The sequence below is a fragment of the Vibrio sp. SBT000027 genome (assembly GCF_963894355.1).
GTDB lineage: Bacteria > Pseudomonadota > Gammaproteobacteria > Enterobacterales > Vibrionaceae > Vibrio > Vibrio splendidus.
Genome location: NZ_CAWQGD010000004.1, coordinates 2,850,854 through 2,875,824, shown reverse-complemented (window position 1 = coordinate 2,875,824; position 24,971 = coordinate 2,850,854). Strand labels below are relative to the sequence as shown.

Sequence of the window (24,971 nt, the reverse complement as noted above, 5' to 3'; positions counted from 1 at the left end):
AAAAAAATTACAAGCGTTACCCAATTAATTAATCACTTGATTAAATAGTGAGTAATTAATCTTCTACTGTTACGCCTGTTTATCTCTATAATTAATCGGATGATTAATTATAGAGATGGATTTTTGCCATGACGGCACGAAAAGCGGGGCGACCTCAACAGAACTTAGATGTTCGACAGTTATTGATTGAGCATGCTCGCGATCTGTTTGTTGTTCAGCCATACGACAAGGTCTCGACACGCCTGATTGCTGATCGTGCGGGTGTGAACATTGCGATGATCCGTTATTACTTTGGCAGTAAGGCTGGATTATTTGAGGCGATGCTACGTGAAACCCTACGACCGATGCAATTACAGATGCAAAGGTTGGTTGAAGAAAGTAGTCATGAGAACTTTCTTGATTTAATGCGGACTTACTACAAAGAGATGGTCAAGGTCCCCAAGTTTCCTCGCTTGATTGCCCAAGTGATGAATATGCCTCCCTCTGAAGTGCAAAGAGAGTTGCTCGAAAAGGTTTTCCTCGATGTGGCCAAGCCAGCCCAAGATGTCATTTTTGAAAAGTTGGTGGCACAAGGTGTCTTAAGAAAAGAGATGGATCCCAAGCTCTGTCGCGTGTCGTATATAAGTTTGATGGTATTTCCATTTATTGCGCCGCCCCCTCTATTAGCAATCCATGGTATTGAGATTAATGAAGAATTTCTTAACCGTTTAATCGAACACAACATTCAATTGATGACAGAAGGCTTTATAAACACGCCTAGCCCTTCTTCCGTGCAGGACCAAAGACAATGAAAATAAATAAAAAACTACTCTTCTTTCCGGCACTTGCGGTTGGTGTCATTGGCCTTGTGGTTGCGATTAACTTGAAGCCGGATCTTCCAACCAAGCCCGCGGGTGATAGAGCTCGCTTAGTTGATACAGTAAGCCTAGAGCAACAACTGATAGCACCGTTAGCGGTTGGCTTTGGCAAAGTGGTGCCGAAAGTCGAATGGAAAGCGATTGCCGAGGTAACAGGACAGATCGTTTATCGTCATCCGGATCTTGAGAAAGGTCAGGTGATCCCCGCCGGAACGGTCGTGCTCAAGGTTGATCCATTGGATTACGAATTGAAACTGATACAAGCAGAGGCGGATCTAAAATCAAGCCAAACCTCATTAGCAAAATTGAATCAAGAAGAAGACAACCTGAATCAGACTCTTAAGATCGAAAAGAATCGCTTAGTGATCAGCAACAAAGAGCTACAACGTAAACAAGATCTGCGTAAGAAAGGGCTGACTTCTCAATCGGATGTCGACCTGCAACAACAAAGTGCTTTATCTCAACAGAAGCTAGTGCTAGATATCGCGAACCAAATCGCTTTAATGCCAGATGAAAAACGTGTTGCGGAAGCGGTGATTAAGGTCAATGTATCTAAAGTGAAAGAGGCGCAGCGCTCTCTCGATAAGACCACCATCATTTTGCCAAGAGCGATGAGAATTGCTCAAGTTGATATCGAACAAAACCAAGTGGTTAACCTTCAGCAAGAGATGTTTGTTGCTCACGGAATTAATGTCATGGAAGTGGAAGCGCAACTTTCTATTCACGATATGCAAACTTTAGCCTCGAGCTTTAATCAATTCCCTCGCGATGCAGCAGGGATCCCTAATCCTTATGAAGTGTCAATCAAAGCGACGATTCAACTTAACAGCGGCAACCTGAAACTGAGTTGGCCTGCGAAGGTGGCAAGAATCAGTGAGACGGTTGATGAAAACCAAGCGACAGCCGGAATTATTCTTGAGATCGCTCAAGACTATTCACAACTGCAGCCAAGCAATGCGACCCCTTTGGTCAACGGCATGTTTGTAAAAGCTGAGATTGAAGGTGTCGCGAATCTAAGTTGGGTGGTTCCAGAGCGAGCATTGCACGGTGACAAGGTTTACCTGATGGATAACAATCAGCGCTTGCAAGTGGTGAATGTTGAAGTGCTTTATCGCAGAGATAACCAAGTGGTTGTGAGTGGCGAGCTACAAACGGGAGATAAATTGGTTCTTAATGACGTCCTGCCAGCTATCGAAGGCATGTTACTGAAAGAGTCGAACTCTGAAGAGGTTAAGCTTGAATCGGATACTCAGGAGAGTGCGTCATGATCAAGTTCTTTTCTAGGCACCCAACAGCTGCAAACTTGCTGATGCTTGGGTTATTGATCATGGGTATCAGCTCATTATCAACCATCAAGCGTGAAACCTTCCCTGCTTATGATCCGCCTTATATTATGGCGGCCATCGTTTATCCCGGTGCATCACCACAAGAAGTGGAAGAAAGCTTGTGTGTACGAATGGAAGATGCCGTCGATGGCCTAGCTAACATTGAAGAGACTCAGTGTGAAGCCATCGAAGGTAGCGCACGTCTAATCCTGAAGTTGAATGAGAAAGCGGATATTGGCCGAATGCTGGTGGACGTGCAAACTCAAATCAACTCGATCAATGATTTCCCAACTGAGATTGAATCGCCTGTTGTTCAAGAACTGGATTGGAATGAACCGGTTGTTGATATCGCCATCACAGCAGAAACATCGTGGCCGGAGCTTAAGGCCTACGCTGAAGACCTCAAGCGTATCATGAAGCTTGATTATGATGTTTCACTGGTCGATGTTAGCGGCTTCTCTGATCATCAATACCGCGTTGAACTGGATACTCAAGCGATTCGCCAGCTGGGTTTGAGTGTCGGTGATATCGCAGACCAGATTGGCCGTCAGAATGTAAAACTGCCAAGCGGTAACGTTGAAACACCAGACAAGAATTTTTTGATTCGTTTTGATGAAAGACGAATTACACCTGTTGAGCTTGAAAGTATCGTGGTTGGATCTGCGCCCAATGGCTCTGTGATCCGTTTGAGGGACATTGCAAAAATAACCGACCGCTTTGAGCTTGATGAACAGAAGGTGTTGTTTGATGGCAAGCCATCGGCTCTGTTGAAAATCAGTAAGAATAAAGAAGATGATGCGTTACGAATCAAAGAGAACGTAACACGATTCGTTGAAGATCAAAGCGCGATTGCTCCTGATGGCGTGACACTGCAAATGACCAACGATCTCTCGTCGGTACTTTGGGATCGCCTTACCATGATGGTTCGCAATGGCTGGCAAGGTATTTTGCTGGTATTTGCCACCATGTGGTTGTTCTTCAGTTTGCGTTATTCATTCTGGGTAGCTGCTGGCCTGCCGGTAGCCTTCCTTGGTGGTTTGTTCTTGATGGCTAACCTTGGTTTATCGATTAACATCATGTCATTGGTTGGCTTGCTAATGGCGATTGGTATCATGATGGATGACGCCATCGTGATTGCTGAATCGATAGCGTCCCATTTAGATCGGGGGCAAAACGTTGATGATGCGGTGTACAATGGCGTTAAGAAAGTGCTTCCCGGAGTCTTATCTTCTTTCTTAACTACAGTGTGTATTTTCGGTAGCTTGCTGTTTCTTGATGGGGAAATGGGCGCGGTGCTTAAGGCTGTTCCTCAAGTATTGATATTAGTGCTCTCGTTGAGCTTGATTGAAGCCTTCCTGATTCTGCCTAATCACTTGTCTCATTCATTACACAAAGAAAAGAATGACAAGCCAGCGCTGCGCTTCAAAGTTGTGTTGTTAGAGAAGTTTGAGAACTTTCGTAATACCACCTTGATGAACATGGTTGAGACAGTGGTGACATTCCGCTACGCCTTTATGGGCGGAGTGCTGACCCTGCTGTTGCTTTCGGTAGCCTTGATTGCTGGTGGCGTTGTTAAGTTCCAACCTTTCCCTGAGCTTGATGGTGATATTGCCGAGGCGCGTATCATTCTTCCGCCGGGCGCATCATTGTCTCAAACCGAGAGAGTCGTAGACAAAATTGTCGCGTCTGCTGAGCGTTTGAATGAGCAATGGAGCGAAGAGGTTGAGGATGGTAATAAATTGGTTGAGCATATCACCAGCCAATTCAATGCCAACGCAGACGCCAATGAATCAGGGCCACATTTAGCTACTGTGCGTTTAGACTTACGCGGTGCAGAGAGCCGTAACACGGTTATCGATGATTTCATCAATGCATGGCGTGAAGATATCGGCGATTTGGCTGATCCTATTTCATTAGTGTTCAAGCAGCCCACCATGGGGCCGGGTGGTCGTGCCATCGAGATCCGTGCCAAGCATGATGATCTGGCTGAATTGAAGTCCGCTTCTCTGGAGATTCAGGAGTACCTCAATCAGTTTGACGGGGTGCATGGTGTACTTGATGACATGCGTATGGGTAAAGAAGAAATCTTAGTTAAACTTCGCCCTGGAGCCGAAACCTACAATGTGAATGGGCAGATGATTGCGTCCCAATTACGAGCGGCTTTCTTTGGGCAAACTGCGGATGAGATTCAAATCGGTGTTGAGAACATCTCGATCGAAGTGCGTCTTGATAAAGAACAAGCGGGCGACATACAGCAGCTGGCTAACTTCCCGATCATTACCGCAGATGGTAGCCAGATCCCGCTGGCGACATTGGCAACGTTAGATTTTCAACGTAACTACGTACGAATCCAGCGCATCGATGGCTTAAGAACCATCAGTATCTTTGGTGATATTGATAATAAGAAAGCGAGTTCATCCGCGATTTTGGCTCAGTTCCAAAAAGATGAAGCAGCTAAGCTTATTCAAAAATACCCAGGATTACGCTTTGATTTTGAAGGGGAGGCTAAAGATGCCGCGAAGACAGGAGCCTCGATGGGTAAAGGCTTCTTGCTTGGTTTATTCGGCGTGTTTGCGATTCTTAGCTATCAGTTCAGAAGCTACTTAGAGCCTGTGGTTGTGATGCTAGCCATTCCACTGGCCTTTATTGGGGTGGTCGTTGGGCACTGGATACTTGGGCACTCTTTGAGTATGCCAAGCATGATGGGCTTTGTGTCGCTTGCCGGGATTGTGGTTAATGATTCCATCTTGTTAGTCCAGTACATTCGTCACCATGTCGATGAGGGAGATAGCGTGCACGACTCGGTAGTGAAAGCCAGTCGCGAGCGTTTCCGTGCGGTATTCTTGACCTCAATGACGACAGCGGCAGGTTTGTTACCGCTGTTGACGGAAACCAGCTTACAGGCTCAGGTTATCCAGCCTCTGGTTATTTCTATCGTGTTTGGCATATTTGCCTCGACCTTACTGGTGTTGTTTATGATCCCTGCGGCCTACGCGATACTGGCGGACTTTGGTTTAGTGAAAAAGCATGAGCCATTAGCGCTATAACTTTTAGTGCTATAACCTTTAGCGCTATTATCATTAGTGAGCACTATTATCATTAGCGAACGCTATAACCATTAACACGATAGAAGTAGCGTTTGCTTGCTTATATAAAGAAGTAAAAACGTAGAAGAATAAAGCGGCCTTGGGTCGCTTTATTTTTATCGGCAGTTTCTAGGCCCCATCAGCTTGCTTAGCGAAAGCTGTCAATTCGCCTCAAAATTCATTTTAGTTCATTCAAAACGTCACTTAACTGTCATTTCAGGAGCATAACTTGAGCCTTAACTGAATAAGGATTGTTAAGGAGATTGTATGCGTACTATCGAACCTATTGTCCGCTGGGATGTGGCATTTTCTGTTTTCTGTTTAAAGAGCCGTTATAGCGGACAACAGGCGACACTCAGTAAGGCGGTGTCTCATACTGGAGATGGACACCTTTACGTTTTGATTGCTTTGGTTGCACTACTGGCTGACAGTTACACCGGTCGAGATTTTCTATTGGTGGGCTTAACTGCCTTTGCAATCGAGTTACCTATTTACTGGTTTGCCAAAAATACCCTCAAGCGTCGCAGACCCGCTGAATTCTCTTCATTGCTTTACTCCCATATTGTGCCATCTGATAAATACAGCCTGCCTTCTGGGCATTCCGCTGCGGCTTTTGTTATGGCGACTCTAATCGGACATTTCTATCCGAGCTTATATCTTTTTAGCCTGATTTGGGCGGCAGCGATTGCTGGCTCTCGAATCCTACTTGGTGTGCACTTTTTAACGGACGTACTGATTGGCGCAGCCTTGGGCATCGCTTGTACTAGCCTTGCTATCAGCTTCATCCTGTAATCATTTTGTTGGCAACAACCACTGCCGAGCTTAAGTGGCAAACATAAAGGAACATGCATGAAAATTTTATATGGCGTACAAGGCACAGGGAATGGGCACATCGCTCGAGCGAGGGCAATGGCTGTGGCTTTTCGTCAGCAAAATATCGATGTCGACTTTCTGTTCTCTGGGCGAGACGAGAGCAAGTACTTCTCGATGGAAGCGTTTGGTAATTATCAGACCCGCAGCGGCTTAACTTTTTACAGCGAGCAGGGGCAGGTTAAATACGGCAAGACATTCATCAAGAACAACATCTGGCGATTTCTCAGTGAGATTAATCAGATCGATCTGACGCCTTATGACTTAGTGATTAATGATTTTGAGCCTGTGACGGCATGGGCAGCTAAGAGGCAAGGTGTGCCATGCATTGGGATAAGCCATCAGAATGCGTTCCGCTACGATGTACCTAAAGAAGGGGGCAACTGGATTGAACATTCGGTGATTCAACATTTCGCCCCAACTGAGCACTCGATTGGTTTGCATTGGTATCACTTTGAACAACCGATACTGCCGCCTATCGTTCATACGCTGGCTGGTGATCAACAAACCAAAACAGCACAAAACTTTACGTTGGTCTATTTGCCGTTTGAGGATCTTGAGTCGATCTCAGAGCTGCTGATGAAGTTCATTTCGCACAACTTTGTCTGTTACCACCCGGATGTTATTGAGCATAGCCGAGTCGAAAATATTGAGTTCAAACCACTCAGTCATGCCGGTTTCCAATTCGACCTCAATCAATGCTCTGGTGTAGTGGCTAATGGCGGCTTTGAATTGCCATCTGAAGCCTTAACTTTGGGGAAGAAATTGCTTCTTAAACCACTCGAAGGGCAGTTCGAACAACAGAGCAATGTGGCGACGCTAGAGGCTCTTGGATTAGCTCAAACTATGACCTTTTTAGATGCGGCTATCATGCGCAGTTGGCTCGGTGAAAAGCAGGCTGAAGTGGTCACTTATCCCGACGTGGCAAGTGCACTTGTTGAGTGGGTATTAGCGGGCAATTGGTCCAACCAAGATGACTTAAGAAAGCAACTTTGGGACAAGGTAGATTTTCCTAGTTATGCATCGCTCACTTAACTCATAAGTGTTATTTCTGAATCAACCAGTCAAACAATTCATGGGTTCAATAAATTGTAACAAATGTAACCAAACGATAGAACAGCTAAATAAGTCGAAATGAAACTCATAAGTGATGCATTTTATGTTTTTTTATAACTCTATAAATAATTGATTTTTAGATGTTATTTAATCATTAAGGTAAAATAAAATTATTCTTTATCAATCTTGTTGGTAGCTCGAGATTTATTGGTTAATAGTAATGGTAATCCGAAAAACATCGGTCTGATAAATATAAGAATTAGTGGTTATCTATTCCTATACCATTACCAATTTAACGCTGTCGAACCGACAAGAGGCAACTTGAATGTTAGAGAAAAAAGACGCAATGAGTGCTATTGCAAGCTACAGAATGGAAAGCACACTTCGTGGAGTCGACTTAAATCTTTTGACTGTATTTGATGCAGTTATGCAAGAGCAAAACATTACACGTGCAGCTCATAATCTGGGTATGTCTCAGCCTGCTGTAAGTAACGCTGTTGCTCGTCTAAAAGTGATGTTTAACGACGAACTATTCATGCGTCAAGGTCGTGGTATTCAGCCGACTCAACGTGCTCGTCAGTTGTTTGGTCCAATCCGCCAAGCACTGCAGTTAGTACGCAATGAACTGCCAAGTTCTGTGTTCTCTCCAGAGTCGTCTTCTCGTCTGTTCAAACTTGCGATTTGTAGCCCTTGTGACATGCGTTTTGCACCTAAGATCATGTCGACAATCAACGACCAAGCACCGAGCGTTAAACTGCACATGGATGCAGAATTCGATCGTCAACTTTCTGAGCGTATGCGCTACCAAGAAATCGACTTCGTTATTGATTACGCTCGTTTTGATGAGCAGGGCTTTTCAAGCACTGAGATCTTCCAAGACGAATTAGTTGTTGTTGCTTCTGCTTCTCACCCACGTATCAACGGTGAAGTTTCAGCGGCAGAGTTGCTTAACGAAAAGCACGCAAAACTGTCTCGCATCCATGGTCAACGCAGCTTCTCAGAGCAAGCTTACCGTGACCTAGATTGCACGCCTTTCTACGAAGGTACGAGCTTAAGCAACGTACTTTACGTTGTTGGTCAATCTGAGCTTGTGACGATTGCACCTCGTTGGATGGTTGAGCATGCCGCGAACAAAGATCAGCTTCAGATTCTAGATTTCCCATTCGATAATGCGGCAATTTCTGGCTTCCTAAGCTGGCACGAATCAAGTGAAAAGGATAAAGGACACATTTGGTTACGAGATCAGTTAATGATGATCTGTGGCGAAGTCGTGGCGCTTAACTAAGCACTAATCCCTATGATTTGTAAGCCCTAAGCTGGGAGTCTGGCTTGGGGCTTTTTTGTGCCTGCTATTTTTGTTGATAGAAAACTTAGCGTGAGACGTACTATTACTTATAACTTTGAGCTTCATCAGTTGCCTTTTCCATGATCAGAGGTACACTTGTGCGCTCAAAAAAGCTTACAGGTGTAAGCCAAAGGTAAAGAGATGGCCAATTTAGATTTTCATATCGTAAAAAGACTTCGTGACCAAATTGCCCAAGGCGGCAACCGTACAGCTTTGAAGCATAAAGTCGACAATGTATGGCAAGGTATTAGCTGGGAACAGTTTGGACAACAAATCGATACGCTTTCATTAGCACTGTTGGCTCACGGACTGAGAGTTCAGGATAAGATCGGTATCTTTTCGAACAATATGCCTCAGTGGACTGTGGCAGATTTTGCATCTTTACAAGCGCGTCTTGTAACGGTCCCAATCTACCCAACCAACACAGCGGCGCAGTCTTCTTACATTATCCAAAATGCAGATGTGAAGATCTTATTCGTTGGCGAGCAAGCTCAATTTGATGCGGCGGTTAGCCTTTTTGAAGAGTGTGAACAGCTAGAAGTTGTTGTGGCGATGTCTGATGATATCGATCTGCAAGGACATCGCTTTGCCGTCTCTTGGAAAGAATTCATGGCTCGTGGTGTTGAAGATCAGCAAGCTGAACTTGATGTTCGTCTTGCGGATGCCTGTATGGATGACTTACTGACGCTTATCTATACCTCTGGTACAACAGGCCAGCCAAAAGGCGTAATGCTTGATTACACGAACGTTGGCTATCAACTAAAAGGCCATGATGAGCGCCTTAGCTTAAGCAAAGACGACGTCTCATTGTGTTTCTTACCTTTATCACATGTATTTGAGCGTGCTTGGACTTTCTATGTGCTTTATAAAGGCGCAACCAACTGTTACCTGCAAGACACAATGCAAGTGCGTGATGCGCTGAGTGATGTTAAGCCAACGGTTATGTCTGCAGTTCCTCGTTTCTACGAGAAGATATTCTCAGCGATTCACGAGAAAGTATCTAAAGCACCGTTTATCCGTAAAGTCCTCTTTACTTGGGCCGTGAACATGGGAGCGAAGCTTTCTGTTTGTCACCAAGAAGGTCGCACACCATCATTCATGCTGAAGAAGAGCCATGCGCTTGCCGATAAGCTTGTGTTATCTAAACTGCGAGCTCTGTTAGGCGGTAACATCAACTTCATGCCATGTGGTGGCGCGAAGCTTGATGAAACCATTGGTCGCTTCTTCCACGCGATTGGTATCAACGTAAAACTTGGCTACGGCATGACAGAAACCACGGCAACAGTATCGTGCTGGGATGACCGTTGTTTTAACCCTGATTCAATTGGTATGTCGATGCCGGGCGCTGAAGTGAAAATTGGTGCTAAGGATGAAATTCTTGTTCGTGGTCCAATGGTGATGCGTGGCTACTACAAGATGCCAGAAGAGACCGCTAAGACGTTTGACGAGCACGGTTTCCTAAAGACTGGTGATGCGGGACATTTTGATGAAAATGGTAACCTGTTCATTACTGATCGTATTAAAGAATTGATGAAGACCTCTGGCGGTAAGTACATTGCACCGCAAGTGGTTGAAGGCGCGATTGGTAAAGATCACTTTATCGAACAGATTGCCGTTATCGCTGATACGCGCAAATTCGTTTCTGCGCTGATCGTTCCTTGCTATGACTCGCTAGAAGAGTATGCCAAAGAGCTGAATATCAAGTATCACGACCGTGTTGAGCTTGTTAAGCACCACCAGATTGTCGAGATGCTAGAGAAGCGCGTGAATGACTTACAAAAAGAGTTGGCTAAGTTTGAGCAAGTGAAGAAATTCAAGTTGCTGCCAAAAGCATTTTCTATGGATGATGGCGAACTGACACCTACTCAAAAATTGCGTCGTAAAGTTATCAACGATAAGTATCAAGACGAAATCGAAGAAATGTACAATGAAAAGCCTAAAGATAAGTAGTTTTCTGCTTAGATAAATTTTCAGTTGTTTAAAAATCCCCCTACGAATGTGATTGCATTTTTAGGGGGATTTTTTATGCCTGCTGACACAGCACAATGTGCGAAAGCGCACACCAATAAGGGCGTAATTAATCGATAAACCGTGATTCATTTGAATATTAAGCTCTTTTTTTTAGGTGTTAATTGGTTTTTAAATCTAACTATTGGGTTTGGTTTGGGTTTTATTTAATGCTTTCAGCTAATAGTTGGTTTTTTGACGTAATTATCGGATAACAGGTGTTAGACCAGATGATAATAAAGCGTTAAAGTTGTTTCGTATTACTGTTTGTTGTTATCACGACAGACAGCCATAGCCGAAAAAGTGGAAGTATTTCGAATTAGGCTACGAATAAGCCCTAGACTATGAAAAACCAGCCCAACATGTTCACCAAATATGGTTGGAAACTGGTGAGGAGAGCAATATGACAACAAAACCTGAAACAGCCATGTCATCCGACGCTGAAATGTTATCTGGCGCTGAGATGGTGGTGCAGTCTCTAATTGAAGAGGGTGTAGAACAAATCTTTGGTTACCCAGGTGGTTCTGTACTTGATATCTATGATGCGCTGCATGCTAAAACTGCTGAAATTAAACACGTATTAGTACGACACGAACAAGCCGCTACCCACATGGCAGATGGCTATACTCGTTCTACCGGTAAGCCGGGCGTAGTACTTGTGTGTTCTGGTCCGGGTGCGACCAATACCGTTACTGGTATTGCCACCGCCTACATGGACTCAATTCCAATGATAGTTATTTCTGGTAACGTACCAAATAGCTTAATTGGTAATGACGCCTTCCAAGAGTGTGACATCGTGGGTGTATCCCGCCCGATCGTTAAACACAGCTTCCTCGTTAAGAAAGCGGAAGATATCCCTGAAGTCGTTAAAAAAGCATTCTATATTTCAACGACAGGACGTCCTGGTCCTGTGGTTATTGATCTGCCAAAAGACATCTTAAACCCACAAATCAAGCTTCCTTATGAATACCCAGAAACGATCAAAATGCGTTCGTATAACCCAACGGTTACGGGTCATAAAGGTCAGATCAAAAAGGCGCTAAAAGCCCTTCTTGAAGCGAAGAAGCCGGTACTTTATGTCGGTGGTGGTGCAGTTATTTCTGAGGCAGATAAGCCGCTGTTAAAATTAGCAGAGGCACTGAATTTACCCGTGGTAAGCACCCTAATGGGGCTTGGCGCTTTCCCTGGTACCCATAAGAACTCTTTGGGTATGTTGGGCATGCATGGTTTGTATGAAGCCAATATGGCGATGCACAATGCGGACTTGATCTTTGGTATTGGCGTACGTTTCGATGATCGAACGACCAATAACCTAGATAAGTACTGCCCTGATGCGAAGATCATGCACATTGATATCGACCCATCTTCTATCTCTAAGAACGTTAAAGTGGATCTACCGATTGTAGGTTCAGCGGAAAAAGTACTAGAGAGCATGGTTAACCTGCTTATTGAGCAAGGTGGAACTAACGATGCAGACGCGATGGAAAGCTGGTGGAGTGAAATTAAACAGTGGCAAGAGCGTGACTGCTTGGCATATGACAAAACGTCTGGTCGTATTAAGCCACAACAAGTTATTGAAACACTTCATAAAGTAACCAATGGCGATGCCTATGTTGCTTCTGATGTAGGTCAACACCAAATGTTTGCTGCTTTGTACTACCCGTTTGACAAGCCACGCCGTTGGATTAACTCTGGTGGTCTAGGCACGATGGGCTTTGGCCTACCTGCTGGTATGGGCGTTAAGTTTGCGAAACCTGATGAAGAAGTTGTGATTGTTACTGGTGACGGCAGTATTCAAATGAATATCCAAGAGCTGTCGACTGCGCTGCAATACAATATTCCCGTTAAGATTATTAACCTTAACAACCGTTTCTTAGGCATGGTAAAACAGTGGCAAGACATTGTTTATCAAGGTCGTTACTCTAATTCATATATGGACTCTGTTCCTGATTTTGCTGCGATTGCTGAGGCTTATGGCCACGTTGGCATGCGTATTTCATCTCCGGATGAACTGGAATCAGGTTTGGAAAAAGCACTGGCGATGAAAGACCGTTTGGTATTTGTCGATATCAGTGTGGATGACACCGAGCACGTATACCCAATGCAGATCAAAGGCGAGGGTATGGATAACATGTGGCTAAGCAAAACGGAGAGAACATAATATGAGACACATCCTTTCACTATTAATGGAAAACCAACCAGGTGCACTTTCTCGAGTGGTTGGCTTGTTTTCTCAGCGTGGCTACAACATCGAGTCTTTGAATGTATCTCCTACGGATGATCCAACGCTTTCTCGTCTGAATGTCACCACTAACTCGAGCGAAATGCAGCTTGAGCAGATCCAAAAACAGCTACACAAGTTAATCGACGTACTTAAGGTACAAGAAGTGTCTGAGCTTGAGCATATCGAGCGTGAACTATTGATGGTAAAAGTACGCGCTAGCGGCTTTGCTCGCGCCGAAGTGAAGCGCACCGCGGATATCTTCCGTGGCCAAATCGTTGATGTAACGGCTTCGCAATATACGGTGCAAATGGCCGGCACTAGCGAGAAGCTGGATGCTTTCATTCAGGCATTGTCTGAAGTAACGGAAGTACTTGAAGTGGCTCGAAGTGGGGTTGTTGGCATCGCACGTGGTGAACGAGCGTTGAAAGCCTAAACAATAAGTATTTAAAAAATAGTTTTAAAGCCGCTTTTTTAAGCGGCTTTTATTTTGTTAATTTCCTAGAGTGCTATAATCTTGCGCTCTCTTTTTCTTCCTGAGCTAGTAATGCGAAATAAAAAATCAATAATTACATTACTAATCATCTCAATCACACTCTGTTCAGCTGTCGCTCTATATTACTTGCAGCGATATAAAGAAGTGAAGCAGCAGAGTTTTGACTACTCGGCTAAGCAAGCTGTCCATCAATTGGTGTACGCGAAGCGAGACTACGATCTTCTTAAGAGTCAATTAGTTTCCGTAATGGGCCTGTTAAGCCACAGCCAAAGCTTGGTTAACTTTGCCTCTTCTCCCTCTGACCAAACCAAAGATCTACTTGAAGAGGTTTGGCAGTCTGTCCTCGTGAACCAAAAATGGTATACACAGATCCACCTGCTAGATATCTCGGGTAAAGAGCTGGTTCGTGTCAACTACTCCGCTGATTCAGGCCACATAACGGTACCGCAACAACTTCAAGATAAATCTGACTCGAGCTACTTTCAATACGCTCAAAAACTAGAAGCTGAACAAATTGGCGGTTGGGGCATTGAGCTTGAAATGGAACATGGTGAGATCACCTTCCCTTATATGCCGGTTATTCGTGTCTTTACCCCCGTAGAAACACCTGAGAAAAGAGTGGGCTACCTTGTTATTAATCTCGACGTATGGGGTTTATCGTCGCGTCTTAGCTTTTCCCCTGATAATGATCTTAGAGCAGAAGTTCTTAATGAAGCGGGTTATTACATAGCGAGTAACCATAGCGGTAAGCTGTTTGGCGATTCTATTCCAGAAAGAAAAGGCTATAACCTGAAAAACATCGCACCAAAGGCATGGGAAGCGATCTCTAATGATCAGGTGGGGCACGTTTTTGAAGATGGCAATTTGTTTGCGTTTAACACGGTGATGCTCGCGAATAGTCAAAAGGTTCATTTACTGATTCAACTTAATCAGAAACAACTGATGGATCGAGCTGAACCGAGCTTAAGTGACCTCTCTCAAGAAGAAGTGTTTGTGTTGCTAACGGTACTGGTTTTTGCATTTCCGTTTGCTTATTTAGTGACTCATTACCGACGTCGAAGTCTAGAAAGTAAGTTGGCACGCGCCGCATTGAGCGGCATGTCGGCCGTCATGATCTCTGATAAGCAGCATCGCACTATGATGATCAACAACGAGTTTGAGAACATGACTGGGTACTGCAAAACTCAAGTTATCGGTCAAAATGCATTACAGCTGTTGCTTGAAAATACCGAGCAGGCACTCTCTAGCGATTCAATCTGGCAACACTTAGAGCAAGAAGAAGTATGGGAGGGAGAAGTTCTGTGTAAGAACAAGTTACGTATCCCTTTCACCGTCATCATGCGAGTACAAGCCGTTAAGAATCGCTCTGGAAAGATCAGTTACTATATTACGTCTTTGGTTGATATTTCTGTAAGGAAGGAGCTTGAGGTGCGTTTGAGGATCTTAAGTGAACGAGATTCTTTGAGTAACCTTTGGAACCGCCGAAAGTTCGAAGAGCAGCTCGCGTATTATTCTCGCTTGGTCGAGCGTTACCCTAATGAAGCGACCACTTGCTTAGCTTTAGTCGATATTGATAACTTCAAACGAATCAATGACGAACTTGGCCACGATGAAGGCGACCGAGTGATTGCAAGTGTTGCAAGGCTTCTGCAAGACAGCCTACGCAATACTGATTTTGTTGCTCGCGTTGGGGGGGAGGAGTTTGCATTACTGATGCCACACACCTCACTGCCGGAAGCGAAACGTGTGTTGGATCGATTACGAATAGAAATAGAGCTATCCTCAGGGACTAAAGTGACGGTGAGTGTCGGTTTCACTGATTTGACAAGCAACAGCACTCGCTCATACAAATGTGCCGATGTTGGGCTCTACGAATCTAAATCGTCTGGGCGCAATACCGTCTCTATGTGCCCTAGTCATGCTGATGTCGCTTAATTTTTCATTACTCGATTCGTCTTTAATATTTCACTTGGCCTTCAACAGACTTAGCCCTTAAAAAGATTTACGTTTTAAGTGACTAACCACTTTCCTATCAAGCCATCTTTCTCGCTTCGTATCTTTTAAAGCTAGCACTTCAGCCTTGCCTTTCTACATCTATACTAGGAATCTCACTTTTGAGGCGACCTATGTCACAAGTCTTATGTAGTTAGACTAAAGTCTAATGCTGATGAAAATTTGAGCTAAAATAAACAATAAGTAAACTATCTTGCTTCAGGTTGCGTCGTGTTAAGCGAACCAATAAACAGAGTGTTTACCCGATATAAAAGGGATGACACCGTTAACTTAATTCAGCTGGTTAGCTCGCCTTATCAATGGCTTGAGAGATAACAGTAGAATTAGGTTAGCTGTAGCAAGAGTTTGGGGATCATACTGTCTGGTTAAAAGAGGCGTGGTATGTTTGTCGATTTTTTAGTGAGGTTAACCATAGGCACATTAGTCATTCTTGGCTTTCAACTGAGTGCACTGTATTTTTTACCTATGGTTGTACTGCTCAATACTCATCACAAAGAGTTTTTTGGGTGGTAGTTCAGTCGTGATACTGGAAACAAAAAACGGAGCCGTGGGCTCCGTTTTTATTTGGTTAGAATCTATCTTGGCGTTATGCCGCTTCGATAACTTCTTCAATTCGTTTCATTGAACCTAGTAAATGTTGATCAAGTAACTCTGTTGCTTGTTCTGCATTCTTAGAGAGTACTAGCTTCATGATCATTTCGTGCTCATCAATATTGAACAGATCATCAGATGCTGTTTCAGCTGACATTGCTAAGAAGCGGTAACGTTTAACTTGGTTAATTAGTTCATCAAAGAACTTAAACATGTTTTCTGAATCAGCACCTTCAAGCAACGCGACATGGAACTGTTGGTGGCGTTCTTCCCATTCAACAGAATCAAATTCTTCTTCTACGTTCTGAAGGCGTGATAGCTTGTGGTAAGAGGTCAACACTTCTAATTCCCAGCTTTCATCGCCAGCTGAGATCGCTTTTTTAAGCAGAACGGAAGAGACCAGTCGAAGGCTTTCGTATAGGTCATTGAGTTCTTTCTTTGATACCGGAGATACCCAGCAGCCTTTTTGTGGCTCTAGCTTTACGTATTTACTCCAAGATAACTGCACTAAGGCTTCACGAATTGGAGATGCGCCTACGTTGTATCGTGCTTTTAGATCAGCAACAACGAGTTTTTGGCCAGGGGTTAACTCACCATTAAGAATATCTTGGCGAATCATCTTTGATACTTTGTCTGTGAGCGTAGGACTAGACATTACAAACCTCATGCATATTTGATTCTAGTCTGCTAATCCGTCTCTTAGAAAGAGCCCATGGAAGTTAACAGTACGTGATTCTACTGTGATTGATAATACAGCGTACTGAAAAGTTAGGCAAGATTTGTTTCATAAAAAAAGAGGGCCGAAGCCCTCTTTTATATTTTATGCGTATCGGTTCATTCTTATAGAACGTGAACAGATGCCGTGTTTGTAGTACCAGAAGCTACTAGAGCACCAGAAACCATAACTACGATGTCGCCTTTGTTACCTAGGCCAGATTGTAGAGCGATTTCTTTACCGTTGATGTAAAACGCGTCTGTGTTCTCGATAGAGTCAACAAGAACTGGCTTAACACCTTTAGTTAGAACTAGCTGTGCAGCTGTCTTTTCGTTAGTTGTTAGAGCAAGGATGTTTGCAGTTGGGAAGTACTTACGTACTGAACGTGCAGACTTACCGCCTTCAGTTGCAACAACGATTAGAGGAGCAGCTAGCTTCTCTGCTGTGTCTACAGCGCCTTTACATACTGCTTCAGTGATGCGTAGACGTGGGCTGTCTAGACGAGAACCTAGCTCAGCTTTAAGAGCTGAATCAGTACGGTTCGCGATTTGAGCCATGATAGTTACAGCTTCAACTGGGTACTTACCTTTAGCTGTTTCACCAGAAAGCATTACTGCATCAGTACCATCCATGATTGCGTTCGCAACGTCACCCGCTTCAGCACGAGTTGGACGTGGGTTGCTGATCATAGAGTCAAGCATTTGAGTTGCAGTGATAACCATCTTACGTGCGCGGTTACACTTCTCGATCATCATCTTCTGAGCGAAGATTACTTCTTCAGCTGGGATTTCAACACCTAGGTCACCACGAGCAACCATGATGCCGTCAGAAGCTTCAAGGATTGAATCGAAGTTATCTACACCTTCTTGGTTTTCAATCTTAGAAATGATGTGGATGTTCTCGCCGCCGTTAGCGTTTAGAAGCTCACGGATTTCTTTAACGTCGTCTTCTTTACGGATGAAAGAAGCAGCTACGAAATCAACGCCTTGCTCACAACCAAACTTAAGGTCAGCTTTGTCTTTCTCAGAAAGAGCTGGAAGTTGAACAGAAACGCCAGGAAGGTTAACACCTTTGTTTTCGCCTAGAGCACCGTTGTTAAGAACTTTACACTTAACTTCAGTTTCTGTTGTTGCGATAACTTCCATTTCGATTAGGCCGTCATCAACAAGGATAGTGTTACCAGCTGTTAGGTCTTTAGCGAAACCTAGGTAAGTTACTGCTACTACGTCTTTGTTACCAACAACTGTTGCGTCAGTTGTGAAAGTGAACTCTTGACCAGCTACTAGATCTACGTCGTTACCATCTTCAAGTTTGATAGTACGGATTTCTGGACCTTTAGTATCTAGAAGGATAGCAAGTTGCTCACCTTTGTTTTCCATTACTGTACGGAAGTTCGCGATACGAGTGCCGTGTTCTGCGAAGTCACCGTGAGAGAAGTTAAGACGCATAACGTTCATGCCAGCATCTACTAGTTCAGTTAGCTTCTCTACAGATTCAGTTTTAGGGCCAATCGTACATACGATTTTGGTCTTTTTCATGGAAGGTACTCTCCGGTAAGTATTGTTACAATTTGAAATTTATTTAAGGTCTGAAGATTGGTCCGCTACATCAACATTTTGTGCCTGTTGTGTAAAAGCGCGGGACTTCCAATATGTCCTTCAGAGTTGTAAGTCTTTCATCAATTTTAGTCATTTTATGACCAAAAGATTTTGATTCAATATCGGTTTTATGTGACTTACCCCACTATATAAGAGGTAAGTTGCAAAAAAATAACAGTCAGTTTTGTAATTTTTTTTCTTTTCGGGTGCGGATTCTACCACCTAATCAGTTCAATATCACTGCTTAACAATTGTCTTAGGACAAGGTTTTATCGCTATTTATTAATTTTTTGGATCAAAATAAATGGACTAAATAGTTTCGTTGTAACTATAATATGTTTCAAATCGAAACTTACTGGCCTTTTTTAAATGTCGAAACGAAACACCCAGCTCAGAAGACATGCTATTTCTAACCTCGTTAATGAAAAGGGGGAGGTTAGTGTTGATGAACTATCCGCTAAATTCGAAACCTCAGAGGTCACGATTAGAAAGGACTTAGCGTCTTTAGAGAAAAACGGTCAGCTTTTGCGCCGTTATGGTGGTGCGATTTCATTACCGAAAGAGGTTGTGAACGAAGAACTGGGTCCACAAGTTTCGACTCGAAAGATTTCATTAGCGAAAGCCGCTGCAGATTTAATTCGCGACCATAATCGCATTGTGATCGATAGCGGTAGCACGACAGGGGCGCTAATTCAGCAGCTCAATAGCAAGCGTGGTTTGGTTGTGATGACCAACTCGTTGCATGTCGCTAATGCACTTAATGAGTTGGAAAGCGAACCAACACTGCTAATGACCGGCGGCACTTGGGATACCCATTCGGATTCTTTTCAAGGCAAAGTCGCAGAATCAGTACTTCGAGCTTACGATTTTGATCAACTATTTATTGGGGCTGATGGTATCGACCTTGATAGAGGCACAACCACGTTCAATGAATTGGTTGGCCTAAGTAAAGTAATGGCTGAAGTGTCACGAGAAGTGATCGTGATGGTTGAGTCGGAAAAGGTGGGACGAAAGATCCCGAACTTAGAGCTGGCATGGGAACACATTGACATCTTAATTACCGATATAGACTTAGGCGAAGAATCCAAAGCAAGTATCGAATCACATGATGTTCGAGTGATCCTGACCGATCCAGCGTAAAAACAAATTTAAGTGTTATGCATTTACCTTCCTATAATTGATCTTAATAAAGATCTGGCCTTTGCTTGCTGCCAATAGGAATAAAACGAAATTGATGGAGTGAAACTATGTGTGGAATTGTTGGTGCAGTAGCACAGCGTGATGTAGCCGAAATTTTAGTAGAAGGCCTTCGCCGCCTAGAATACCGAGGCTACGATTCAGCGGGTGTCGCTGTAGTTGACAGCGAATCTAACCTAACTCGTGTACGCCGCCTTGGTAAAGTACAAGAGCTAGCAGACGCAGTCGATCAACAACATGTTATTGGCGGTACTGGTATCGCTCATACACGTTGGGCGACACACGGTGAGCCTTCTGAAGCAAACGCACACCCACACATGTCGGGCGATATTGCTGTTGTACACAATGGTATTATCGAAAACCACGAAACACTGCGCGCTCTGCTGCAAGAGCGTGGCTACGTGTTTACTTCACAAACAGATACAGAAGTTATCGCTCATCTTGTTGAGTGGGAACTTCGTACTTCTGATTCATTGGTTGAAGCGCTTCAAAAGACAGCGAAACAATTAGACGGTGCATACGGCACAGTGGCGGTTGATCGTAAAGATCCTAGCCGTATCGTTGTTGCTCGTTCTGGTAGCCCAATCGTTATCGGTTTTGGTGTCGGCGAGAACTTCCTTGCTTCTGACCAACTAGCGCTATTAAGCGTGACTCGTCGCTTCATGTACCTAGAAGAGGGTGATGTTGCTGAGGTAACTCGTCGTGATGTTACGGTATTTGATGTAGCGGGCGAGCGTGTTGAGCGTGAAATCGTTGAATCAAACGCAGAGCACGATGCAGGTGACAAAGGTCAATACCGTCACTTCATGCAGAAAGAGATCTTTGAGCAGCCAACAGCGCTGATCAACACAATGGAAGGTCGTATCTCTGACACTTCGGTTATCACTAACGCAATCGGTGTTAAAGCGGAAGAGATCCTAAGCAAGGTTGAACACGTGCAGATCATCGCATGTGGTACGTCTTACAACTCAGGCATGGCAGCTCGTTACTGGTTTGAATCTCTAGCAGGCGTAAGCTGTGACGTAGAGATTGCCTCTGAATTCCGTTACCGTGATTTCGTTGTTCGCCCGAACAGCCTATTGGTGACTTTGTCTCAGTCTGGTGAAACGGCGGATACGCTTGCTGCACTTCGTCTTGCAAAAGAAAAAGGTTACATGTCAGCAATGACTATCTGTAACGTTGCAGGTTCTTCACTGGTTCGTGAATCTGATTTTGCCTTCATGACTCGCGCAGGAACAGAGATCGGCGTTGCTTCTACTAAAGCTTTCACCACTCAACTAGCTGCAATGCTGATGATGGTAACGTCAATTGGTCGTCTACAAGGTCGCATCAATGAAGAGAAAGAAGCTGAGATCGTTCAAGCACTGCATCAACTGCCTGCTGATATCGAGAAAGCATTAGCGTTTGATAAAGAGATTGAAGCGCTAGCACCTGATTTTGCAGATAAGCACCACACACTGTTCTTGGGTCGTGGTGAGTTCTACCCAATCGCGATGGAAGCGTCTCTTAAACTGAAAGAGATCTCTTACATCCACGCAGAAGCATACGCGGCTGGTGAGCTTAAGCACGGTCCTTTGGCTCTTATCGATGCCGATATGCCAGTCGTCGTTATTGCACCAAGCAACGACTTGCTAGAGAAGCTGAAATCAAACGTTGAAGAAGTACGTGCTCGTGGCGGTCTACTTTACGTATTCGCAGATGAAGATGCAGGCTTTGAAAGCGATGAGAACATGAAGATCATCAAGATGCCTCACGTAAGTGAAGTAACAGCACCTATCTACTACACAGTACCGATGCAGCTGTTGTCTTACCACGTAGCGCTAATCAAGGGTACCGATGTTGACCAACCTCGTAACCTTGCGAAAGCGGTAACGGTTGAGTAATCGTTAGCCTATCTAAGAAAATTAGATAATAAGAAGCCCATCCTGTGATGGGCTTTTTTGTGTCTGTTAGCTAACGATCAGCGTTAGATCTAGCTTTAACGGCATTAAGCATTAAGCATTAAGTGCTTGCTCTAGGTCAGCCAAGATATCGTCAATGTGTTCAATACCTACTGAGAGGCGAATCATCTCTGGTGATACACCTGCTTGCTTTTGTTCCGCTTCGCTTAATTGACGGTGTGTCGTCGAAGCTGGGTGACAAGCGAGAGATTTTGCATCACCAATGTTCACCAAGCGCTTGAAGATTTGCAGCGCATCATAGAAACGAACACCGGCTTCATAACCATCTTTCAAGCCAAAAGATAAAATGGCAGACGGCTTACCTTGCATGTATTTCTCAGCCAATGGGTAGAACTCAGAGGTTGGTAACCCCGCGTAGCTTACCCAACTCACATTCTCATGTTGCTTAAGGTATTCTGCTACTTTCAATGCATTCTCGGTGTGTCGCTCCATGCGTAGCGACAACGTTTCTAGACCCTGCATCAACATGAAGGCATTCATAGGCGACAGTGCTGCCCCCGTATTTCGCAATGGAACGGTTCGAGCACGGCCAATAAATGCGGCTTCACCAAAGGCTTCGGTATACACCACACCGTGATAAGAAGGCTCTGGCTGATTAAAGACCGGGAAGCGATCTTTGTGTTCTGCCCATGGGAATTTGCCTGAATCGACAATCACGCCACCTAATGTTGTTCCGTGACCACCAACGTATTTGGTTAGCGAGTGCACCACAATATCGGCACCAAAATCGATAGGTTTACACAACACTGGTGTCGCCACCGTGTTATCGACAATCACAGGTACACCTTGCGCGTGAGCAAGCTCAGCAACACGTTCTAAGTCGATAATATTGCCTGCTGGGTTACCGATACTTTCGCAGTAAACCGCTTTGGTTTTTTCATCGATTAGTGCAGCCAAGCTTTCAGGCTTGTCGTCTTTGGCAAAGCGAACCTCTATGCCTTGGTTTGGTAGCATGTGAGCAAATAGGGTGTAAGTACCACCGTAAAGCTGAGGTGTTGAAACGATGTTGTCACCGATTTGTGCCAACGTTTGAATCGCGTAGTTGATCGCCGCGCTGCCTGCACTCACCACTAAGCCTGCAATCCCGCCTTCTAAGGCTGCCATGCGTTTTTCCAACACATCGTTGGTTGGGTTCATTATGCGAGTGTAGATATTGCCCGGCACCGCAAGGTTAAACAGGTCGGCGCCGTGTTGTGCATCATCGAATTCATAAGCAACGGTTTGGTAAATAGGAGTCGCAACCGATTTGGTTGTTGGATCAGTGTCGTAGCCGAAGTGAATCGAGAGCGTTTCGTCTTTCATGAGTCTTCCCTGAACTATTGAATGATTTGTGTACTCTCATATTGCCGATTTTTTTATAAAAGAAAAGTATGTTTAGTCACATAGAAGAAACTGGACGAATGGGGCTGAGCGTTAAGCTAGAAGATAAAGGGCTAGAAAAGCAAAAAGCCAGAGCAGCGTGAACTGTTCTGGCTTTTCTAATTTGGTGGCCCCTCCCAGATTTGAACTGGGGACCGAACGATTATGAGTCGTGCGCTCTAACCACTGAGCTAAGGGGCCGTAGGGCATAGATTATAGGGGAACCAATCAATGGTGTCTAGACACTATGAGGGGCAATTCCGCTTACATCTTAGCCACTTAAATCACGTAGGCACAAAAAAGGTGAGCCAACGCTCACCTTTTTTATTTTATGCTTAAAAGCTAACCACACTAAAGCGTGTAATTACTCGTCTAGGAAGCTACGCAGAGTTTCTGAGCGGCTTGGGTGACGAAGTTTACGCAGTGCTTTTGCTTCGATCTGACGGATACGTTCACGAGTTACGTCGAACTGTTTACCAACCTCTTCAAGAGTGTGGTCAGTGTTCATGTCGATACCGAAACGCATACGCAGTACTTTCGCTTCTCGAGGCGTTAGGCCTGCAAGAACGTCTTTAGTTGCACCGCGCAGGCTTGTTGCCGTTGCAGAGTCTAAAGGCAGTTCTAGCGTTGTATCCTCGATGAAATCACCTAGGTGCGAATCTTCGTCGTCACCGATTGGTGTCTCCATTGAGATAGGCTCTTTAGCAATTTTCAGTACTTTACGGATCTTGTCTTCAGGCATTTGCATGCGCTCAGCCAGTTCTTCCGGAAGCGGTTCACGACCCATCTCTTGTAGCATTTGACGAGAGATACGGTTTAGTTTGTTGATCGTTTCGATCATGTGAACCGGAATACGGATAGTACGAGCTTGGTCGGCAATCGAACGAGTGATTGCTTGACGGATCCACCACGTAGCGTAAGTAGAGAACTTGTAACCACGACGGTATTCAAACTTATCTACCGCTTTCATCAGACCGATGTTACCTTCTTGGATTAGATCCAGGAATTGTAGACCACGGTTTGTGTACTTCTTAGCAATCGAGATTACTAGACGTAAGTTCGCTTCAACCATCTCTTTCTTCGCACGACGAGCTTTCGCTTCACCGATAGACATACGACGGCTGATATCTTTGATGCTTTGAACAGTAAGAGACGTTTCACGTTCGATGATATCCAGCTTTTGGATAGAGCGACGGATGTCGTGTTCGTTACGTTTGATCTTTTCTGCGTATGGCTTGTCTGAAGCAAGAACTTCGTCCAACCATGCTTCGCTAGATTCATTGCCAGTAAATAGAGCAATGAAAGATTTCTTCGGCATTTTGCCGTACTCAACCGTTTGACGCATGATTAGGCGTTCTTGAGTACGTACGCGATCCATTGAAGTACGCAGTTCGTTTACTAGGTAATCAAACTGTTTTGGCGTCAGACGGAATTCTTTGAATACGTCTTGCATCATTGTTGTTGCAAGCGTTGCTTTCGGGCTTTCGTGGCCGTATTCATTGATTGCTAGTTGACGGTTTTGGTAGCTAGTGCGAAGCGCTGTGAATTTCTCAAGAGCAAGCTCAGGATCAATACCTGTATCTTCCTCTTCTTCTTCTTCGTCGTCTTCTGCTTCTTCTTTGTCTTCGTCTTCTAGATCAGTTTTAGCGAGCTCTGAACCGATGTGAGTCGCCGTTGGCGCAGCTGTGCCATCGTCGTCTGGGTCAACAAAGCCATTAATTAGATCTGTTAAGCGAATCTCTTCAGCGAGTACGCGGTCAAACTGTTCCAAGATGTATGGAATCGTGCCTGGGTACTCAGCAACAGATAATTGAACGGTATTGATACCATCTTCAATACGCTTTGCAATGTCGATTTCGCCTTCACGAGTCAGTAGTTCAACTGTACCCATTTCACGCATGTACATACGAACTGGGTCAGTTGTACGGCCAATCTCGCTTTCTACGCTTGAAAGCGCAGCAGCAGCAGCTTCAGCTGCATCTTCATCTATATTGGCATCGTCATCATTAAGAGCTAGATCATCAGCGTCAGGTGCAGTTTCTACTACCTTGATACCCATGTCATTGATCATTTGAATGATGTCTTCTACCTGTTCAGAATCCACGATTTCTGCAGGTAGGTGGTCGTTTACTTCGGCGTAGGTCAGATAGCCTTGTTCCTTGCCTTTAATAACAAGTAATTTTAGCTGTGACTGCGGATTTTGATCCATAGATGATATCCAACTTCAGGTCTGGTGAAGGACGTTGCATTCTCAAATGCAAACCAATTATGTTA

Annotated in this window: 16 protein-coding genes and 1 tRNA gene; 12 read left to right on the top strand and 5 right to left on the bottom strand. The window is 44.4% G+C overall.

Annotated features, from left to right (window positions below; translation table 11 throughout):
• The first annotated feature begins 128 nt into the window (after positions 1 to 128).
• The 10 genes from AACU28_RS22630 to AACU28_RS22585 all read left to right on the top strand — a co-directional run bounded on the left by AACU28_RS22630 (position 129) and on the right by AACU28_RS22585 (position 15,198).
• Positions 129 to 791, top strand: a complete 663-nt coding sequence (locus AACU28_RS22630; RefSeq protein WP_102441793.1) for a TetR/AcrR family transcriptional regulator — start codon at positions 129 to 131, stop codon at positions 789 to 791.
• Positions 788 to 2,125: an efflux RND transporter periplasmic adaptor subunit gene (locus tag AACU28_RS22625; protein WP_108091715.1), complete on the top strand. Its 1,338-nt coding sequence runs from the start codon at positions 788 to 790 to the stop codon at positions 2,123 to 2,125. Before AACU28_RS22630 ends, AACU28_RS22625 begins: the two co-directional genes overlap by 4 nt.
• Complete coding sequence (locus AACU28_RS22620; protein WP_108194347.1) at positions 2,122 to 5,229, top strand: efflux RND transporter permease subunit; 3,108 nt, start codon at positions 2,122 to 2,124, stop codon at positions 5,227 to 5,229. Before AACU28_RS22625 ends, AACU28_RS22620 begins: the two co-directional genes overlap by 4 nt.
• Before the next feature lie 306 nt (positions 5,230 to 5,535).
• Positions 5,536 to 6,060 carry a phosphatase PAP2 family protein gene (locus tag AACU28_RS22615; RefSeq protein ID WP_004735880.1) on the top strand — a complete coding sequence of 175 codons (525 nt, stop codon included), beginning with the start codon at positions 5,536 to 5,538 and terminating at the stop codon, positions 6,058 to 6,060.
• A gap of 57 nt (positions 6,061 to 6,117) precedes the next feature.
• Positions 6,118 to 7,173: an MJ1255/VC2487 family glycosyltransferase gene (locus AACU28_RS22610; protein ID WP_121603616.1), complete on the top strand. Its 1,056-nt coding sequence runs from the start codon at positions 6,118 to 6,120 to the stop codon at positions 7,171 to 7,173.
• 346 nt (positions 7,174 to 7,519) lie between these two features.
• Positions 7,520 to 8,479, top strand: coding sequence for a transcriptional regulator LeuO (gene leuO / locus AACU28_RS22605; protein WP_004735878.1), 960 nt, complete (start codon positions 7,520 to 7,522; stop codon positions 8,477 to 8,479).
• 201 nt (positions 8,480 to 8,680) lie between these two features.
• Complete coding sequence (locus AACU28_RS22600; RefSeq protein ID WP_102445176.1) at positions 8,681 to 10,489, top strand: AMP-dependent synthetase/ligase; 1,809 nt, start codon at positions 8,681 to 8,683, stop codon at positions 10,487 to 10,489.
• Positions 10,490 to 10,949: 460 nt separating this feature from the next.
• Positions 10,950 to 12,707, top strand: a complete 1,758-nt coding sequence (locus tag AACU28_RS22595; RefSeq protein WP_102453214.1) for an acetolactate synthase 3 large subunit — start codon at positions 10,950 to 10,952, stop codon at positions 12,705 to 12,707.
• A gap of 1 nt (position 12,708) precedes the next feature.
• Complete coding sequence (gene ilvN, locus AACU28_RS22590; protein WP_004735875.1) at positions 12,709 to 13,203, top strand: acetolactate synthase small subunit; 495 nt, start codon at positions 12,709 to 12,711, stop codon at positions 13,201 to 13,203.
• A 111-nt stretch (positions 13,204 to 13,314) separates the two neighbouring features.
• Positions 13,315 to 15,198: a sensor domain-containing diguanylate cyclase gene (locus AACU28_RS22585; RefSeq protein ID WP_108093262.1), complete on the top strand. Its 1,884-nt coding sequence runs from the start codon at positions 13,315 to 13,317 to the stop codon at positions 15,196 to 15,198.
• A 664-nt stretch (positions 15,199 to 15,862) separates the two neighbouring features.
• On the opposite strand, the gene AACU28_RS22580 is transcribed toward AACU28_RS22585, so the two are convergent.
• Positions 15,863 to 16,534: a GntR family transcriptional regulator gene (locus AACU28_RS22580; protein WP_017080206.1), complete on the bottom strand. Its 672-nt coding sequence runs from the start codon at positions 16,532 to 16,534 to the stop codon at positions 15,863 to 15,865.
• A 173-nt stretch (positions 16,535 to 16,707) separates the two neighbouring features.
• Positions 16,708 to 18,120, bottom strand: coding sequence for a pyruvate kinase PykF (pykF, locus tag AACU28_RS22575; protein ID WP_017077653.1), 1,413 nt, complete (start codon positions 18,118 to 18,120; stop codon positions 16,708 to 16,710).
• Between the two features lie 429 nt (positions 18,121 to 18,549).
• Between pykF and AACU28_RS22570 the strand changes: the two genes are divergently transcribed.
• Entirely contained in the window at positions 18,550 to 19,320 is a 771-nt protein-coding gene (locus tag AACU28_RS22570; RefSeq protein WP_121603615.1) for a DeoR/GlpR family DNA-binding transcription regulator, read from the top strand.
• 107 nt (positions 19,321 to 19,427) lie between these two features.
• A complete protein-coding gene (gene glmS / locus AACU28_RS22565; protein ID WP_102453216.1) occupies positions 19,428 to 21,260 on the top strand; it encodes a glutamine--fructose-6-phosphate transaminase (isomerizing) in 1,833 nt (610 codons plus the stop codon).
• Positions 21,261 to 21,371: 111 nt separating this feature from the next.
• Here glmS and AACU28_RS22560 read toward each other — a convergent pair whose 3' ends face one another.
• The 3 genes from AACU28_RS22560 to rpoD all read right to left on the bottom strand — a co-directional run bounded on the left by AACU28_RS22560 (position 21,372) and on the right by rpoD (position 24,906).
• On the bottom strand, positions 21,372 to 22,640 hold the full coding sequence (locus AACU28_RS22560) for an O-acetylhomoserine aminocarboxypropyltransferase/cysteine synthase family protein (RefSeq protein WP_017080208.1): 1,269 nt from the start codon (positions 22,638 to 22,640) through the stop codon (positions 21,372 to 21,374).
• Positions 22,641 to 22,822: 182 nt separating this feature from the next.
• A tRNA-Ile gene (locus tag AACU28_RS22555) sits at positions 22,823 to 22,898 on the bottom strand.
• A 163-nt stretch (positions 22,899 to 23,061) separates the two neighbouring features.
• A complete protein-coding gene (gene rpoD, locus AACU28_RS22550) occupies positions 23,062 to 24,906 on the bottom strand; it encodes an RNA polymerase sigma factor RpoD (protein WP_009847799.1) in 1,845 nt (614 codons plus the stop codon).
• Positions 24,907 to 24,971 lie beyond the last annotated feature (65 nt).